The sequence below is a fragment of the Janthinobacterium sp. P210005 genome, assembly GCF_036231865.1.
Classification (GTDB): Bacteria; Pseudomonadota; Gammaproteobacteria; order Burkholderiales; family Burkholderiaceae_D; genus Janthinobacterium; species Janthinobacterium kumbetense.
In genome coordinates this window covers 561025-579312 of record NZ_JAZARC010000004.1, presented here as the reverse complement: position 1 = coordinate 579312, position 18288 = coordinate 561025, and the positions used below count along the sequence as shown (strand labels likewise).

At 62.8% G+C, this 18288-nt stretch carries 15 protein-coding genes; 7 read left to right on the top strand and 8 right to left on the bottom strand.

Annotated elements, in window-relative coordinates; genetic code table 11:
* Window positions 1–3: 3 nt before the first annotated feature.
* The 7 genes from VPH40_RS19170 to VPH40_RS19140 all read right to left on the bottom strand — a co-directional run bounded on the left by VPH40_RS19170 (window position 4) and on the right by VPH40_RS19140 (window position 8120).
* Window positions 4–975: an ABC transporter permease gene (locus VPH40_RS19170; RefSeq protein ID WP_034754516.1), complete on the bottom strand. Its 972-nt coding sequence runs from the start codon at window positions 973–975 to the stop codon at window positions 4–6.
* Window positions 976–979: 4 nt separating this feature from the next.
* Complete coding sequence (locus VPH40_RS19165) at window positions 980–2059, bottom strand: ABC transporter permease (RefSeq protein WP_035824975.1); 1080 nt, start codon at window positions 2057–2059, stop codon at window positions 980–982.
* Window positions 2056–3585 carry an ABC transporter ATP-binding protein gene (locus tag VPH40_RS19160; protein WP_099665375.1) on the bottom strand — a complete coding sequence of 510 codons (1530 nt, stop codon included), beginning with the start codon at window positions 3583–3585 and terminating at the stop codon, window positions 2056–2058. The genes VPH40_RS19165 and VPH40_RS19160 overlap by 4 nt, the downstream gene beginning before the upstream one ends.
* Window positions 3586–3666: 81 nt before the next feature.
* Window positions 3667–4662, bottom strand: a complete 996-nt coding sequence (locus VPH40_RS19155; RefSeq protein ID WP_289917938.1) for a BMP family lipoprotein — start codon at window positions 4660–4662, stop codon at window positions 3667–3669.
* Window positions 4663–5041: 379 nt separating this feature from the next.
* Window positions 5042–5944, bottom strand: a complete 903-nt coding sequence (locus VPH40_RS19150) for a LysR family transcriptional regulator (protein WP_077400023.1) — start codon at window positions 5942–5944, stop codon at window positions 5042–5044.
* 87 nt (window positions 5945–6031) lie between these two features.
* The gene (locus VPH40_RS19145; protein WP_099665374.1) at window positions 6032–6961 is read right to left on the bottom strand and encodes a pseudouridine-5'-phosphate glycosidase; all 930 of its coding nucleotides are present in this window, start codon (window positions 6959–6961) and stop codon (window positions 6032–6034) included.
* Between the two features lies 1 nt (window position 6962).
* Window positions 6963–8120 carry a carbohydrate kinase gene (locus tag VPH40_RS19140; RefSeq protein WP_328574234.1) on the bottom strand — a complete coding sequence of 386 codons (1158 nt, stop codon included), beginning with the start codon at window positions 8118–8120 and terminating at the stop codon, window positions 6963–6965.
* 380 nt (window positions 8121–8500) lie between these two features.
* Between VPH40_RS19140 and xapA the strand changes: the two genes are divergently transcribed.
* From xapA to VPH40_RS19105, 7 genes are all read left to right on the top strand, one after another.
* Window positions 8501–9340: a xanthosine phosphorylase gene (xapA, locus tag VPH40_RS19135; RefSeq protein WP_099665372.1), complete on the top strand. Its 840-nt coding sequence runs from the start codon at window positions 8501–8503 to the stop codon at window positions 9338–9340.
* Window positions 9341–9446: 106 nt separating this feature from the next.
* The gene (locus VPH40_RS19130) at window positions 9447–10640 is read left to right on the top strand and encodes a phosphopentomutase (protein WP_328574233.1); all 1194 of its coding nucleotides are present in this window, start codon (window positions 9447–9449) and stop codon (window positions 10638–10640) included.
* A complete protein-coding gene (deoC, locus tag VPH40_RS19125) occupies window positions 10637–11596 on the top strand; it encodes a deoxyribose-phosphate aldolase (protein WP_099665370.1) in 960 nt (319 codons plus the stop codon). Before VPH40_RS19130 ends, deoC begins: the two co-directional genes overlap by 4 nt.
* A 12-nt stretch (window positions 11597–11608) precedes the next feature.
* Complete coding sequence (locus tag VPH40_RS19120; RefSeq protein ID WP_442906663.1) at window positions 11609–13990, top strand: aldehyde dehydrogenase family protein; 2382 nt, start codon at window positions 11609–11611, stop codon at window positions 13988–13990.
* A gap of 74 nt (window positions 13991–14064) precedes the next feature.
* Window positions 14065–15387: a thymidine phosphorylase gene (gene deoA / locus VPH40_RS19115; RefSeq protein ID WP_328574232.1), complete on the top strand. Its 1323-nt coding sequence runs from the start codon at window positions 14065–14067 to the stop codon at window positions 15385–15387.
* 106 nt (window positions 15388–15493) lie between these two features.
* On the top strand, window positions 15494–15904 hold the full coding sequence (locus VPH40_RS19110; RefSeq protein ID WP_152256598.1) for a cytidine deaminase: 411 nt from the start codon (window positions 15494–15496) through the stop codon (window positions 15902–15904).
* 7 nt (window positions 15905–15911) lie between these two features.
* A complete protein-coding gene (locus tag VPH40_RS19105) occupies window positions 15912–17123 on the top strand; it encodes a nucleoside deaminase (RefSeq protein ID WP_328574231.1) in 1212 nt (403 codons plus the stop codon).
* Between the two features lies 1 nt (window position 17124).
* On the opposite strand, the gene VPH40_RS19100 is transcribed toward VPH40_RS19105, so the two are convergent.
* Complete coding sequence (locus VPH40_RS19100; RefSeq protein ID WP_328574230.1) at window positions 17125–18288, bottom strand: dipeptidase; 1164 nt, start codon at window positions 18286–18288, stop codon at window positions 17125–17127.

Genomic DNA, 18288 nt, shown 5'->3' with positions numbered 1-18288 from the left:
CGATTAACGCGATTTGACGAACGGGATACCGATGGCCTTCGGCGCGATGGATTTCGCCATCAAGCCCGCCAGCACGATCACGGTGACGACATACGGCACCATCTGGATCAGCGAGCCGGGGATGCGGCCCACGACGGGCAAGTCCACGCCTTCAATCTGGATCTGGATGGCGGCAAAGAAGCCGAACATCAAACAGCCGAGGAAGGTGTAGACAGGACGCCAGTTGCCGAACACCATGGCGGTCAGGGCCAGGTAGCCGGCGCCGGCCGACATGTCGCGCAGGAAGAAGCCGCTTTGCACGATGGCTAGATACGCGCCCGAGAACGAGCACAGGATGCCGGCCACCAGCATGGCCAGGTAGCGCGTCGCTTCCACGCTGACGCCGGCCGAGTCGGCCGCGTGCGGGTTTTCGCCGCAGGCACGCAGGCGCAGGCCGAAACGCGTGTGGTACAGCAGCCAGTGCACGAGCGGAATCAAGAGGAACGCCACGTAGACGAGGATGGAATGGCCGCCGATCAGGTGGGCATATACCCAGCCGATGAAGGGGATATGTTCCACGTATTGCGTACCCGGCAAGACCACATCGAACAGCCGCGCCGAACCGAGGTCGGGCGTGCGGCCGCCTTGCTGGAAGAAGAATTGCGCCAGCACAAACGTCAGTCCGCTCATGGCGATGTTGATCGCCATGCCGGCCACCAGCTGATTGCCCTTTTGCGTGATGCTGACATACGCTTGCAGCAGGGCAAGGGCGACGCAGACGAGCATGCCGGCAGCCATGCCGTAATACGGGTTTTGCGTCGTGTAGGCCACGGCGGCGGAAGCGAAGGCGCTGGCCAGGATCTTGCCTTCCAGGCCGATGTCGATCATGCCGCTGCGTTCGGCAAACAGGCCGGCCATGGCGGCAAAGATCAGGACGGGCGCATTGCGCACGGTCGATACCAGGATGCTGGCGAATTGAAAGTCGTCGAGTGTCATGGTGTTAGCCTTTGGTGCGCTTGAGCAGGGCGGAAATGGCCGGTGCGTAGAAGTTTTCCATGGCGCCGCAGAACAGGATGATCAAGCCCTGGATGAAAATGAAAGTTTCCGTCGGGATATTCGGTTTTTCCAGCGACAAATCGAAACCACCCTGTATCAGCGCGCCGAACAGCACGGCCGACAGGAAGATACCGACCGGATGCTGGCGGCCCATCAGGGCGATGGCGATGCCGATGAAGCCGGCGCCGCCGACGAAATTGAGCGACAGATAATGCGTCGAACCCATGATGGAATTGACGGAACCCAAGCCCGCCAGCGCGCCGGAGATCAGCATGACGATGATGATCATCTTGCTGATCGACACGCCCGCATAGTGGGCCGCGTGCTTGTTGAGGCCCGTGGCGCGCAGTTTGAAGCCCCACGACGAGCGCCAGACCATCACGCCGTAAATCACCAGCGCGGCGATCGCCAAAATAAAGCTGATGTTCAGCGGGGTGTCGCCCAGCGACGGGAACCAGGTGGACAGACGCGGCATTTCACCGCTTTCCGCAAACACGCGGCTGGCCGTGTTCTGTTCGCCTGGCGGGATCAGGTATTTCACGATCACGAAGTTCATCAGGCTGGCGGCGATGAAGTTGAACATGATGGTGGTGACGACGATATGGCTGCCGCGCTTCGCCTGCAGGTAGCCGGGCAGGAAACCCCACAGCGCGCCGAACAGGGCCGCGCCGATCATGGCGGCCGGAATCAGCAGCCAGGCGGGCAGGGTCTGGTCGAAGGCCAGCATGGCGACAGTGAGGCCCAGGCCGCCGATATACATCTGGCCTTCGGAACCGATATTGAACAGGCCAGCCTGCATCGCCACCGAGACCGACAGGCCCGTGAAGATGAAGGTGCTGGCGTAGAACAGGGTATAGCTCAAGCCTTCCGGATTGAGGATGGCGCTGTGGACGAGGATCGACAGCGATTCGGCCGGGTCTTCGCCCAGCATATAAATCACCAGGGCTGCGACCAGCAAGGCCGACAGCAGGTTTAACATGGGCATGACAAAGGCTGTCGCCCAGCGTGGCAAGTCGTTATTCATGATTTATGCATTCCCCCCATCAACAGACCGATGCGGGTGGTATCGAATTCTTCAATTTTCAGTTCGCCGGTGATGCGTCCGCCGCACATGACGAGGATGCGGTCGGCCAGCGCCCGCACTTCTTCCAGTTCGACGGACACCAGCAGGATCGCCACGCCCGCGTCGCGCAGGGCCAGCAATTGCGTATGGATGCTTTCGATGGTGCCGATGTCGACGCCGCGCGTGGGCTGGCCCACCAGCATCAGTTTTGGCTTGGCCAGTACTTCGCGCGCGATCACCACCTTTTGCTGGTTACCGCCCGACAACAAACCGATGCGCAAGTCCGGATTGGCCGGGCGCACGTCGAAAGTTTTCAGCAATTGCGCGCAACGGGCGCCGATGGCCTTGAAGTTGAACAAGCCCCAGCGGTTTTTCAGGTGGTCCTGGTAACCGAGGATGGTGTTTTGCATGACGGAAAAATTTTTCACCACGCCATCGCGCAAGCGGTCTTCCGGAATGTGGGCGATGCCCAGTTCGCGGAAGGCCAGCGGCAAGCCGTCGGCATCGTGGCGCTTGGCAAACGGCAAGTCCTTGTCCAGGAAGCGCAGCTTGCCCGACGTCGGCAAACGCATGCCGGACAGGATTTCCAGCAGTTCGCTCTGGCCATTGCCCGACACCCCCGCGATGGCGACGATTTCGCCGGCGCGCAGATTAAAACCTATGTCGGCCAGCAATTTGACTTGCTGGTCGTCAGCCAGTTGCAAACCGTCAACTTCCAGCACCGTGGCGCCCGGATTGTAGGGCGCGCGCGGCAAGTGGCTCTGGATGGGGCGGCCGACCATCATGTTGGCCAGTTCCTCTTTCGAGGTGCCGGCGGTCGCCACGGCGCCCACCACCGTGCCGCCGCGCATGACGGTGACGTTGTCGGTGATTTCCAGGATCTCTTGCAGCTTGTGCGTGATCAGGATGATGGTCTTGCCTTGTTCCTTGAACAGGCGCAAGATTTCAAACAGCGAAGCCGTTTCCTGGGCCGTCAGCACGGCTGTCGGCTCGTCGAGGATCAGGATATTGGCGCTGCGGTAAATCTGCTTGAGGATTTCCACGCGCTGCTGCGCACCGACGGAGAGGTCTTCGATCTTCGCCAGCGGGTCGACATCGAGGCGGTAGCGGGCGCAAATCTCGCGCAACTTCGCTTCTGCTTCCGTGCGGTGGCTGGCCAGGCGAAAACCGCCTTCCGTGCCCAGCATGATATTGTCGAGGACGGTGAAGTTCTCGACCAGCATGAAGTGCTGGTGCACCATGCCGATGCCGAGGTTGATCGCTTCCTGGCTGTTGCGGATCGGTTGTACTTTTCCGTCGAGCAGGATTTCCCCGCCGTCGGCACGGTAATACCCGTACAGGATGCTCATCAAGGTCGATTTGCCGGCGCCGTTCTCCCCCACCAGGCCGTGGATACTGCCCTTGGCGATGGAGAAGCTGACGTCGGCGTTCGCCTTCACATGTCCAAACTGCTTGGAAATGCTGCGAAATTCTACTGCTGGCTGCATAGGTTCATAACTGGATAGTTTCATGGAAACGCGCCGCGCGGAGACTGGCCCCGGCGGCGCGCTAAAAGATACGGAGAAAAATTAAACCGGGCAGCTGCTGCCGACGCGGTAATCGATCACTTTGATCTTGCCATCGATGATGTCCTTACGCGCACCCAACACGCGCTTTTCGATTTCCGGCGTAATCAGCTTGCGGTTGTTCGCGTCGAGCGCCCAATCCACGCCGCCTTCTTTCAAGCCTTTATAGCTGACGCCGCCCTTCCAGGTGCCGTTCTTGACTTCCATGAAGCTGTCATAGACGGTGTTGTCGACGCGCTTGACCATCGAGGTCAGGATGCTGCCTGGATACAGATGGTTCTGGTTCGAATCGACGCCGATGGCCAGTTTGCCTTTTTCCTTGGCCATTTGCAGGGTACCCATGCCGCTGCCGCCTGCGACGGCGAAGACGACATCGACGCCGCGCTCGAATTGCGAGCGGGCCAGTTCGCCGCCCTTGGCGGGGTCATTCCAGGCGCCGGACGTGGTGCCGACCATGTTTTGCGTGATTTCCGCTTTCGTGTTGACGGCCTTGACGCCTTGCGCGTAGCCGCAGGCGAAGTTGCGGATCAGGGGAATATCGATGCCGCCGATGAAGCCGACCTTCTTGCTCTTGCTGGCCATGGCCGCAGCCACGCCCACCAGGTAGGAGCCTTCTTCTTCCTTGAAGACGACGGAATTGACGTTGCTGCCGGCGGCCTGGCCGTCGATCAGCACGAATTTTACGTTCGGGAATTCCTTGGCGACCTTTTGCACGGCTTGCGTTTGCGCAAAGCCGATGGCCGCGATCATGTCGAGTTTCTTGCGGGCCAGGCCACGCATGACTTGCTCGGCTTGCGTATCGCTGGAGGCTTGCACTTCGATGAAGGAAATGCCCGTGTCTTTTTTGAAGCGCGAGGCGCCTTCGAAAGCGGATTGGTTGAACGACTTGTCGAACTTGCCGCCCGCGTCATACACGACACCCAGTTTTGGGGTAGCCGCGGACGCTTGAGCAGTCAGAAATACGGCTGCGATCGTCAAACTAAATTGTGTAAGTTTCATGAATTGGCTCCTGGAAGATCGATATTGTATATTTTTTATAGGTGAAACATATAATTTGGGGCCGATTTAGCCTGTTTTTGATGCACGAGGTGATAATTCCTTATCAACATTGCACTGTATTGCACAAGATCATTGCTGACCTCGTGTGCTTTTATGTCGACAATGTGATGCTCATGCAACAGTCGACCCCGTGTCTTTTATACGTACAACATCGAAGGGGGCTGCCGGAGCGGGCTGGGATGCGCCGTCAGTTGACGGGCAGGGCAAGCACGGGACCGGCGCCGCGATGGGCGTCCGAATCACTATGCATCATGCCAGATATGTATGACAAATACGTTTTTGTTTAGTTATTTATATGAAAGCCATATAAATTGCGGCTTCAGGCGGCGGGGGGATTCAGGATATTCAAGAAGGCCCGCACGACGGGCGCGTCGTCCAGCGTGGTGTAGCTGATATACAGGTTGGCCGACGGCGGATTGGTCTTGATCGGCAGAAACACCACGCCGGGCCAGCCGATGCGGCTCGTCGTTTCCGGCACCAGGGTCACGCCCAGGCCCGCGCCCACCATGGCCAGCAGGGTTTGCGGCTCGCTCGCTTCCTGGAAGATCACGGGTTCGAAGCCGGCATTGATGCAACATTGCACCAGGTAGCGGGGAAACGCGGATTTGTCGAGGTTCAGGGTCAGCATCGGTTCGTGGGCGATGTCGATCAGTTCGATGGACGTGTTTTTTGCCAGCGGGTGGTGTTCATTGACGGCCACGCAGACGTTTTCGCGGAAACACAGTTCCTGGCGTAAATTGTCGTGACGCAAGTCGTCGTCGTTGAGCTTGGGTTCGCGCCAGAAGCCCACATCGATTTGCTTGGCGCGCAAGGCTTCGTATTGCACCGTGGGACCAAATTCATGGATGGTCCAGCTGACGCGGGGAAATTTGGTCTGGAATTCTTCCAGCAGGCTGGGAATGGGGCCCCACATGGCCGAGCCGACGATGCCCACGCGCAAGCGGCCCACTTCGCCGCGGTCGATCTGGCGGATGGTGTCGATGGTCATGCGCATCTTGGCCAGCAGGTCGGCCGCCTCGTTCATCAGCGCCTTGCCCGCCACGGTCAGTTCGAACGTGCGCGTGGTGCGCGCAAACAGGCGTACGCCCAGTTCGCTTTCCAGTTTCATGATCTGCTGGCTCAGGGGCGGCTGCGAGATATGCAGGCGCTCGGCGGCGCGGCTGAAGCTTTTCTCCTCGGCAACGGCAAGAAAATACTTTAACTGTTTCAGATCGATGGACATGCTTTCCTTGGCGTTGCGTGGTGCTAGGCGATGGAACGGCGCGCAGGCCTGGATGCCGGCATGCGCGCTTTCTTTACAGCAGTCCTATTATCGTGCCACGACTGCCTGCATGGCAATGGCCAGCGCCGTGCCGACCTGGGCATTGTGCTTGACCAGCGCGATATTCGTCGCCAGGCTGCGGCCATCCGTCAACTGCTTGATGCGCGACAAGAGGAATGGCGTGACTTGCTTGCCCTTCACACCACCCGCGTCCGCTTCCTGCAGCGCCTGCGTGGTGATCGCATCGATTTCTTCCTTGGGCATGGCTTGCGCGGCCGGCACGGGGTTGCTGACGATCACGCCGCCTTTCAAGCCCAGTTGCCACTTGGTGCCGATGAAGGCAGCCTGTTCGGCGGCCGTATCGAGGCGGAAATCGGCCTTGAAACCGCTTTCGCGCGTGAAGAAGGCGGGGAAGCCTTCCTGGCCCACGCTGATGACGGGCACGCCATGGGTTTCCAGGTATTCCAGGGTCAGGCCGATGTCGAGGATGGATTTCACGCCTGCGCAGACGACGGCCACGGACGTTTGCGCCAGTTCCTGCAAGTCTGCGGAAATGTCGAAGCTCGTTTCGGCGCCACGGTGCACGCCGCCGATGCCGCCCGTGACGAACACGGAAATACCCGCCAGTTCCGCGCAGATCATGGTGGCGGCCACGGTGGTGGCGCCCAATTTACCCTGCGACAGGACGAACGGCAGGTCGCGGCGGCTGACTTTCATGGCGTCGGGCGAAGTGCCCAGCAATTCCAGTTGCTCGGGCGACAAGCCCACGCAGATCTTGCCGCCGATGATGGCGATGGTGGCCGGCACGGCGCCGCCGTCACGGATGATCTGCTCCACTTCGCGCGCCATTTCCACGTTTTGCGGATACGGCATGCCGTGCGAAATGATGGTCGATTCCAGCGCCACGATGGCCTTGCCGGCGGCGCGCGCGTCGAGCACTTCTTGCGAGAACAAGAGGAAATTCTGTAATTGGGTCATGTCAGTCCTGTTGAAAGAGGGTAGGTGGGGGCGGCGCCAGGTCGGCGTCGTCAATGTTGTCGAGCGCGCCGGCGGAAATCTGGGGGGAGACGGTGGCCGCCGATTCCAGGGTCATGGCGGCCAGTTTCAGGCCGCGCCGGCATGCCAGTTTCAAATCGCTGCTGTCGTGGTAGAGCGACCAGCAGACGGCGGCGGAAAACGCGTCGCCGGCGCCCGTCACGTCGACGGCGTCCACTTCGCGCGCGGCCAGATGCACGACAGGCGCGTCCAGGCTGTCACCATCCGTGAAGTACACGCCTTCGCCGCCGCAGGTGACGATCACCTGGCGCGCGCCCTGGCGCTGCACTTCGCGGCAGGCGGCGCGCACCTCGAACGCCGTGGGCAAGGCCCGCGCCACGCGCGTTTCCAGTTCGCCCCGATTGAGGATCAGCAGGTACAAGCCCGTCAGGTCTTGCGGCAGGTGCGCCATCTTCGGTTGCGAGACGGCGACGATGACCAGCGGCGTCGCATGGGCGGCGTCCTGGCGCGCATCGGTCAGCAGCGCCTGCACGCTGTCGTGGCCCAGGTTCAGGTCGCAGACGGTGAGGGCGGCGGCCGCGCGCTGCGGCTGGCGGCTGTGCAAAAAGGCGGGTGTCAGCTGTTCGTAGAGTTGCATGTTGGCCATCGCCAGCAGCATTTCGCCATGTTCGTCGAGCACGGCCGTATAGGTGCCGCTGCTGGTGTTGCTCAAATGCAAGCTGCCGCGCATGTCGATGCCTGCGTCTTCCGCGTGCGTCTGCAGCGCGTGGCCGGCCGCATCGTCGCCCAGCGCCGTCAGCAGGGCGACGGGAATGGACAGGCGGGCCAGGTTTTCCGCGATGTTGCGGCCGACGCCGCCAAACACTTCTTCCGAGCGCACGGGGTTCGAGGTGCCCATCTGCAAGGTCGCCAGCGTGCGCATCTTGCGGTCGAGGTTGGCGGCGCCTATGCATAGCACGGGGCGGCTGTCGGGCAGCACGTAGGCGCGTCCCAGCAGGCGTCGCTCGCGGATCAAACCGGCGATGTGGCCGGCGACGGCCGAGCGCGACAAGCCCAGTTCGCTCGCCAGGTCTTGCTGCGAGATGAAGGGGTTGTTGCGGATCAACGTGTACAGCTGGTCTTTTTTATTGGTGTCGGTCACAAGGTTTTCGCTAAAGGTTTAAACATTTGTCTTTTACTGTAAACATTTGTCTTTTATGTGTCAAGCCCATGTCCAGCCCGTGTCAGGCGTGCGCGAAAAGCGGTCGTATGGAGCTTGTATGCATGCATTTTCGGGGCATGGCAGGTCTGGGCTTGCCTGGACTATAATGTCGGCCATTTATATTTGAATTGTATAAATGGGCAAGAAAAATGGTATTTGCCATACATATTCCGTTTGATGCATAGTGGCGGCAAATAGTGGCAATACGCATTTCGATATACCTGTAACACCATACTTAGCCGATACCTGGGCCGCAGTCCTTCACCGGGCACGGCCGCGCAGGCAGCACCCCATCATCATTAGTCAATCAGAGGATAACCATGTCGAACAACAGCCCTTTCCACGCCGCCGAAATCATCCGTGCCCGCGCTCCTGCAAATTTCAAGCCGCGCGTGGCGATGATCCTCGGCTCCGGCCTGGGTGTGTTGGCCGAGCAGATGACGGACGCCGTCAGCATCAGCTTTGACGAATTGCCAGGCTTTCCGATCAGCACCGTGCACGGTCACGCCGGCGAACTGGTGGTCGGCACCCTGTCGGGCGTCGCCGTCGTCTGCATGAAGGGCCGTGGCCACTTCTACGAAGGCTATGGCATGGGCGTCATGACGAGCGCCATCCGCACCCTGAAACTGCTGGGCTGCGAAATGCTGTTCGTCACCAACGCCGCCGGTTCCCTGCGCCCTGAAGTGGACGCGGGCAGCCTGGTGGCCATCAGCGACCACATCAACCTGTTGCCAGGCACGCCGATGGTCGGCCCGAACGACGACCGCTTCGGCCCGCGCTTCTTCAGCATGGCCAACGCCTACGATGCGGACCTGCGCAACCTGGTCAAGGACACGGCCGCCACGAATGGCATCACCCTGCACGAAGGCGTGTTCGTCGCCTACCCTGGCCCGAACTTCGAGACGGCCGCGGAAATCCGCATGATGGCCCGCCTGGGCGCCGACACGGTCGGCATGTCGGTGGTGCCGGAAGTGGTGTCGGCCCGTCATTGCGACCTGAAAGTGGTAGGCGTGTCCGTCATCACCAACCTGGCCGAAGGCATGTCGCCATTCGCCCTGTCGCACGAGCAAACCCTGAAATACGCGGCCATCGGCGCCAAAGACCTGGTCAAGCTGATCCTGGCTTTCCTCTCCAAAGTCGCTGAAAAACCGCAAGCCTAAGCACTTTTTTATGCAGTAGCGGCGCTCCGGCCACCGGCGCTGCCGCGCGGCAGGCCGGGAAAATCCGGCCTACACTGTCCGCATCATCCACAAAGCGAGCCTTATCATGTCACGCGCATTTATCCTCCTGCTTGATTCCTTCGGCCTTGGCGCGACGCCAGACGCCGCCAAGTATGGCGACGCAGGTGCCAATACCTTTGGCCATATTGCCAGCACTGTCGCCAAAAGCGGCAAGACCTTGAAACTCCCGAACATGGAACGCCTGGGCCTGGGCGCCGCGGCGCACCTGGCCAGCGGCGAATGGGCCACGGGCTTCGACCAGCGCGACGGTTTCACCGGCGCCTACGGCGCGGCGCGCGAGCGCTCCACCGGCAAGGACACGCAGAGCGGCCACTGGGAAATCGCCGGTGTGCCCGTCGAATTCGACTGGGGCTACTTCCCCCGCACGACGCCATCGTTCCCGGCCGACCTGACCGACAAGCTGAAAGCCATGTCCGGCGTGCCGGGCTTCCTCGGCGACTGCCATGCCTCGGGCACGGACATCATCAACAAGCATGGCGATGAACACGTCGCCACCGGCAAGCTGATTATCTATACGTCGGGCGACTCGGTGATGCAGATCGCCGCGCACGAAGAATCATTCGGCCTCGAGCGCCTGTACCAGGTGTGCGAAATGGCCTTCAAGCTGGTCGAGCCGTACAACATCGGCCGCGTCATCGCCCGCCCGTTCACTGGCAGCAATGGCAACTACACGCGCACTTCCAACCGCCACGACTACGCCGTCGCGCCGCCAAGCAAGACCCTGCTCGACCACGTCAAGGATGCGGGCGGCGAGGTCGTCGGCCTGGGCAAGATCAGCGACATTTTCGCCGCCCAAGGCATCTCGCGCGTCGTGAAGGGCGTCGACAACATGGCGCTATTCGAAGCGCTGTTGAAGACGGCCGATGAAGTGCAGGACAAGTCGCTCACTTTTGTGAACTTCGTCGATTTCGACCAGGCTTTCGGCCACCGCCGCAACACTGAAGGCTATGCCGACGCGCTGCGCGAAATGGATGCGCGCCTGCCGGAATTCATGGCCAAGCTGAAGGAAGGCGACCTGGTCGTGATCACCGCCGACCATGGCTGCGACCCCACCTGGCACGGCTCCGACCACACCCGCGAACACATTCCGATGATCTTCTTCGGCCCCGGCGTCGCCCCGCGCGCACTGGGCATTTCCGAGACGTTCTCCGATATTGGCCAAACCCTCGCCAAACACCTTGGCGTACCACCACTTGCTAATGGAACCAGCTTGTTATGACACTCATGCACCCCGAATTCAAGCGTAACGAGGCCGTTGGCCTCGACCTGGGCTGGATCAACCAGATCCGCGTCAACCGCGCCGCGACGGACCGCCGCGCGGCCAGCCTGGCGAACCGCCGTACGGTGAAAAAGGAATACCAGGCCGCCTGGCTGGTGAAAGCCATCCAGATGATCGACCTGACCACCCTGGGCGGCGACGATACGCCGGGCCGCGTGGAACGTCTGTGCATGAAGGCCATGCGCCCGCTGCGCGCCGACCTGATGGAGGCACTGGGCCTGACGGAACTGAGTACCGGCGCCGTGTGCGTGTACCACGAGATGATCCAGCCGGCCGTGAAAGTCATCCAGGGCCGCTTGCCCATCGCCGCCGTGTCGACGGGTTTCCCCGCCGGCTTGACGAGCATGGAAACGAAGCTGCGCGAGATTGAACTGTCGGTCGCCGCGGGCGCTTCGGAAATCGATATCGTCATCACGCGCCAGCACGTCCTGAACGGCAACTGGCAAGTGCTGTACGACGAAATGCTGGCCTACCGCAAGGCTTGCGGCGAAGCGCACGTGAAGGCGATTCTCGCCACGGGCGACTTGCTGACGATGGAAAACGTGGCCAAGGCTTCTTGGGTCTGCATGATGGCCGGCGCCGATTTCATCAAGACTTCCACCGGCAAGGAGGGCGTGAACGCGACCATCCCCGTGGCCCTGACGATGGTGCGCACGATCCGCGAATACCACGAGCAGACGGGTTTCCAGGTGGGCTTCAAGCCGGCCGGCGGCGTCAGCTCGGCCAAGAGCGCGCTGCAATACCTGACCCTGATGAAGGAAGAACTGGGCAACGAATGGCTGCAGCCGCACCTGTTCCGCATCGGTGCTTCCAGCCTGCTGACCGATATCGAGCGCCAGCTCGAGCACTACGTCACCGGCAGCTACTCGGCCAATCATCGTCACGCACAACCTTAAAGAACAATCGTCATGCCAACAATTAACGAGATTCTCAATACTATGGACTACGGCCCTGCTCCCGAAAGTCAAAAAGAAGCGCAGGCGTGGCTAGCTGGCCACCAGCGCAAATTCGGTCTGTTCATCGACAATGCCTGGAGCGAGCCGGCCGAGCTGTTCGCCTCGACCAACCCAGCCGACGGCACGCAACTGGCCGAGCTGACGCAAGCCACGGATGCTGACGTGGAACGCGCCGTGGAAGCGGCGCGCCGCGCGCTGCCCGTATGGCAGGGCATGGGTGGCCACGGCCGCGCGAAAGTCATGTACGCGCTGGCCCGTCTGCTGCAAAAGCATTCGCGCCTGTTCGCCGTGCTGGAAACCCTGGACAACGGCAAGACCATCCGCGAAACGCGCGATATCGACTTGCCGCTGGCCGCGCGCCATTTCTATCATCACGCTGGCTGGGCGCAGCTGCAGTCGGAGGAATTCGCCGACTACCGCGCCGTGGGCGTGGTGGGCCAGATCGTGCCGTGGAATTTCCCCCTGCTGATGTTGTCGTGGAAAATCGCCCCGGCCCTGGCGGCCGGTAACACGGTCGTCTTCAAGCCGGCCGAATTCACGTCGCTGACCGCCATGCTGTTCGCCGAACTGTGCGTGCAGGCGGGCGTGCCGGCCGGCGTGGTCAACATCGTCACGGGCGACGGCCGCGTGGGCTCGGCCATCGTCAACCACCCTGGCGTCGACAAGATCGCGTTTACGGGTTCCACGGAAGTGGGCCGCCTGATCCGCGAGGCGACGGCCGGCAGCGGCAAGAAGCTGTCCCTCGAATTGGGCGGCAAGTCGCCGTTCATCGTCTTCGAAGACGCGGACCTGGACGGCGCCGTGGAAGGCCTGGTCGACTCGATCTGGTTCAACCAGGGACAAGTCTGCTGCGCCGGTTCGCGCCTGCTGGTGCAGGAATCGATCCAGGAGCGCTTCCTGAACAAGGTACGCGCCCGCATGGAAAACCTGCGTCTCGGTTCGCCCCTGGACAAATCGATGGACGTGGGCGCACTGGTCGACCCCGTGCAGCGCCAGCGCATCGCTGCGCTGGTCGATTCGGCCCGTGCCGAAGGCTGCGACGTGTGGCAGCCCGCGTGCGAATTGCCGGCGGACGGTTCGTGGTTCCCGCCGACCCTGATCACGGGTGCGTCCACTTCCGCCGCCGTGGCGCAAGCTGAAATCTTCGGCCCCGTGCTGGTGGCGATGAGCTTCCGCACGCCGCCTGAAGCGGTGCAACTGGCGAACAACACGGTGTACGGCCTGGCCGCCAGCGTGTGGACCGAGTCGATCAGCCTGGCGCTGGACATCGCGCCTGCCATCAAGGCCGGCGTGGTGTGGATCAACAGCGCGAACCAGTTCGACGCGGCGTGCGGCTTTGGCGGCTACCGCGAATCGGGCTTCGGCCGTGAAGGCGGCCGCGAAGGCATGCTGGAATACATGACGGCCCTGGCCGAAGATGCGCGTCCGGCCTTGCCGGTGGTGGAAGCGAAGGCCAAGGCGGCGGCAAAGCCGGCTGCAGCCGATCCGTTCGCCATCGACCGCACGGCCAAGATGTACATCGGCGGCAAGCAGGCGCGCCCTGACAGCGCCTACAGCACCCCCGTGTTCGGCGCGAATGGCGCCCTGCTGGCCGAAGTGGGCGTGGGCAGCCGAAAGGACATCCGCAATGCCGTCGAAGCGGCCCATAAAGCGTCCGGCTGGACCAGCGCCACGGCGCACAACCGCGCGCAAGTGCTGTACTACATCGCCGAAAACCTCGCTGCGCGCGCCGACGAATTTGCCGCCCGTATCGCCGCCATGACGGGCAATAAAAATCCTGAAAAGGAAGTGCAGGCATCGATCGAACGCCTGTTCTACTACGCCGCCTGGGCCGACAAGTACGACGGCCTGGCGCACCAGCCGCCAACCAAGGGCATCACCGTGGCGCTCAATGAAGCGGTCGGCGTGATCGGCATCGTCTGCCCGAATGAAGCGCCTTTGCTGGGCTTCATTTCGCTGGTGGCGCCGGCCATTGCGCTGGGCAACCGCGTGGTGGTGGTGCCGTCGGAAGCGCATCCGCTCTCCGCGCTGGACCTTTACCAGGTGTTCGACACGTCCGACTTGCCGGGCGGCGTCGTCAACATCATCAGCGGCAACGCCGATGAACTGGCGCGCACCCTGGCCACGCACGCTGACATCGACGCCGTCTGGCGCCATGACGGTTCCGCCGACGGTTGCGCGGAAGTCGAGCGCCTGTCGGCCGGCACCCTGAAGCGCACCTGGGTAGGCGGCGCGAAGGGCCGCGACTGGTACAGCGCCGCGCAAAGCGGCGGCCGTGCCGTGCTGGCGCATGCGTCGCAAGTGAAAAACGTGTGGATTCCTTACGGCGTCTGATAAGTAGCTAGCGTTACAAAGCTGGGGTCAGATCCGCAGGGACTGACCCCAGATCTCATGATTGGAGTTATTCCATGTTGTTAACCCAGGAAATCATTCGCAAGAAACGCGACAAAGGCGTGCTGAGCGCCGAGGAAATCCAGTTTTTCGTGCGCGGCATCACTGACGGCAGCGTCAGCGAAGGCCAGATCGCGGCGCTGGGCATGGCCGTCTATTTCAATGACATGAACATGGACGAGCGCGTGGCGTTTACCCTGGCCATGCGCGATTCCGGCCAGGTGCTGGACTGGCGTTCGCTGAACTTGCCGGGCCCCATCGTCGACAAGCATTCGACGGGCGGCGTGGGCGATGTCGTCTCCCTGCTGCTGGGCCCCATGGTCGCCGCGTGCGGCGGCTACGTGCCGATGATCTCGGGCCGCGGCCTGGGACACACGGGCGGCACCCTGGACAAGTTCGACGCCATTCCAGGCTATTGCACGGTGCCGGACAATGAACTGTTCCGTAAGGTGGTCAAGGAAGTTGGCGTGGCCATCATCGGCCAGACGGCGCAGCTGGCACCGGCCGACAAGCGTTTCTACAGCATCCGCGACGTCACCGCCACGGTGGAATCGGTGGCCATGATTACCGGCTCCATCCTGTCGAAGAAACTGTCGGCCGGGCTGGACGCGCTGGTGATGGATGTCAAAGTGGGCACGGGCGCCTTCATGCCGACCTACGACAAGTCGGTGGAACTGGCCGAGAGCATCGTCGCCGTCGGCAATGGCGCGGGCATGCAGACGTCGGCGATTTTGACGGACATGAACGAGTCGCTGGCGCCGTACGCCGGCAATGCGCTGGAAGTGCGCGGCGCCATGGATTACCTGACGGGCCGTTCGCGTCCAGCGCGCCTGCATGAAGTCACCCTGGCGCTGTGCGCCGAGATGCTGGTGCTGGGCGGCCTGGCCGCCACCGAAGAAGAGGCGCGCGTGAAATTGATGGCGGCCCTCGATTCGGGCGAAGCGGCCGAGCGCTTTGCGCGCATGGTGTCCGCACTGGGCGGCCCGGCCGACCTGGTCGAACATCCGGACAAGCACCTGGAACAGGCGTTATTCATCGTGCCGGCGCCTGCGCTGTCGTCCGGTTACGCCAACGTGCGCGATTGCCGCGCCATCGGCCTGGCCGTGGTGGCCTTGGGCGGTGGCCGCCGCCGTCCGACTGACAGCATCGATTTCGCCGTCGGCCTGACGGACCTGGTGGGCCTGGGCGAGCAAGTTGCTGTCGGCCAGCCGCTGGCCATGGTGCACGCGCGCACGGAAGCGGCGGCGCAGCAAGCCGTCAAGGAAATCCAGGACGCGTATGCCATCGGCGCGGTGGCGCTGGCGGCCAATCCGGTGATTTACCGTACCATTCGTCCGTAGTTGAAAACCAGGGGCAGACCCCCGCTTGCGATAGCGCTGAACTATGTGTCGGCGGTGTTGAGGGTCTGACCCCGGCCTTAATGATTTCAAAGGTATTGCAGAAAAAATGAACAACCAAGAACTGATCGCCGAAGCCAACGCCGGCCGTGAACTGGCCTATGCGCCCTACTCGCGCTTCAAAGTGGGCGCGGCGCTGCTGTGCAAGGATGGCCGCGTCTTTCGTGGCTGTAACGTGGAAAACGCCGCGTATGGCCTGTGCAATTGCGCCGAGCGCACGGCGTTTTTCAGCGCCATCGCGCATGGCTGCAAGCCGGGCGACTTCGCCAGGCTGGCCGTCACGGGCGACACGGCCGAACCGATCTCGCCGTGCGGCGCCTGCCGCCAGGTGATATTCGAGATGGGCGGCGCCGACCTGCCCGTGATCCTGACGAACCTGAAAAACGATGTCATGGAAGTGACGGCGGGCTGGCTGCTGCCGCACGGTTTCGGCAGTTCCGACCTGGACATGAAACCATAGGGCTGGTTTGAACAAGACGATCGACATCCAGGCCGCCGTGGCGATTGCCGCGGCCGAAGCCATGGCCGCCAAGACGCAGGGCACCTTCGGCGTGGGCGGCGTGCTGCTCGATGGCGCCGGCAACGTGCTGCAATCGATGCACAACAACGTCGTGCGCCAGGGACTGGTGTTCGACCCCACGGCGCATGGCGAGCGCCAGCTGGTGGACTGGTATTTTGCCGAACGGGCCAAGGGCACGCCCTTGCCGCCGCCGGGCGAACTGACCATCGTCACCTCGCTCGACCCGTGCTGCATGTGCACGGGCGCGATCCTGGCGGCCGGTTTCAACGTGGTGGTGGCCGCACCCGACGTCAAGGCGGGCATCAATTACGATGGCGCCGCCAGTTTCACGGCCTTGCCGGCGCCGCTGCGGGCGCAGGCGGGCCGCAGCTTTTGCTATCCGGCCGTGCGCGGCGCCACCGAGTATGCGCGCGCGCCGTCCGGCGCCGCGCCCAAGTCCTTTTTCATCGGCAAGAGCATCCACGAGGCGACGCAGGCACTGTGCTCGCTGGTGTTCGAAGCGACGTCGGCCCAGGTGATGCAGCTGCTGAACGCGGGCGACGACGTGCAGCTGCGCGATCCGGCCACCTTGCCGTCCGAGCACGCCGTGGTGCGCGCCTTGCGCCGCCGCTATCCCGACGCGCTGACCTACCGCTGCGCCCCGCATGCGCCCGATGCTGGCCTGGCGCCATTCCTGCAGGCGGCCATGGAGCAGGATGTGCGCGATGGCGGCCAAGGCGACGCGGCCGCCTTGCTCGATTCCTTTGGCAACCTGCTGCTGTGCATTCCGGGAAACGTGGCGCAATCGGCCATCCGCACGCCGTTCATGGAATGCACGCGCCAGTACGCGCAGCTGCGCTTTGAATTGATGGCGAATGCGGCGCCGGCGCTTCAGGAAGAATTCAAAAGCTACCTGGGCCACCCCAAGCACGGCACCTTCGTGCTGGCCATCGGCCCGGACGACAGCGCCGCCAGTTTCATGACCCTGGGCGCCTACGGCTCCACCATGGAGGGGGCGCTGCCGGAGAATAATCCGGCGCAATTCCAGTACGTGCGACCCGCCATGGCGGAAGACGCGCTGCTGGCGCTGTGCGAGTCGATGCCGCCGCTGTACCGCAAGCTGATACGCATCCGGCCGCGCCAGGTGCTGGACCAGGCCCTGGTCCAGGCGCTAGGCTAGCCTAGGCATCATCGTCCGGCAGGTTTTTCAGTAAAAAGTCGCGCACGTTTTCGCCCGCCACGCGGCGGATCTGCGCTTCCGACAAGCCTGCGTCGAGCAGGGCCTGCGTCAGGCGCGGCAAGCCCGTCGCATCGATGGCCGTGGTGACGGCGCCGTCGAAGTCCGAACCATAGGCCACGTGTTCGGCACCGATCAGTTTTACCGTGTACTTGATGGCGCGCGCGATGGACGCCACGTCCTTGCCGCAGACGGCCGTATTCCAGAAACCGATGCCCACCAGGCCACCCTGGGCGGCGATGCGTTTCAGTTGTGCGTCGCTGAGGTTGCGCCCGTTGGCGCAAGTGCCGTGCACGCCCGTGTGCGACACCATTACGGGGCGTTTCGCCATCGTCAATACGTCGTCGATGGTGGCCGGCGAGGCGTGCGCCAGGTCGACAATCATCTTGCGTTGCTCCATGGCGCGCAGCCATTGCTTGCCCAGCGGCGTCAAGCCGCCTTTCTTCAAGCCGTGCTGGGAGCCGGACAGTTCCGTATCGAAGAAGTGCGTGGGCGCGGCCATGCGGTAGCCGGCCCGGTACAGGGTATCGAGATTATCCAGCTTGCCTTCGAGCGCATGCGCGCCTTCCAGCGTCAGCCAGCCGGCCAGCAGGGTGGGATCTTGCTCTCGCGCGGCGATGAAGCTGCGCAGCTGGGCGCGGCTGCCGATGACCCGGACCTTGCCCTGGCTCTTGGCCGCCTGCTGGCGCAGCTCGTCGGCCTGGTAGGTGGCGCGCGCCAGCAGGCTGTTCCAGGTGGCAGGCGGCAAGCCTTGCGCCACCACCAGCGCCGTGATGTTGTCCGTGTCGCTGCCATTGCGCTCGATATTCATCTTGCGCGGCGTCTTGGTGACGACGGAAAAGGCTTGCAGCGCCACGTTGGCCCGCTGCAGGCGGGGGAAGTCGACATGGCCGCGCTGGCTGTCGCGGTTCAGGTTGCGTTGCCACAGCAGGCTGTCGGCGTGCAGGTCGGCGATCCACAGGCTCTGGTGCAGGGCCACGGTGGCGGCCGATGGCGTCTTGCCAGACGGCGGATGGACGCGGTTGAGGTGTTCGTCGACGAGGACGGGGGCGGACAGGAAACCGCCGATCAGCGCAAGGCTGGCGGCGGCGAGGGTACTGATAATCAT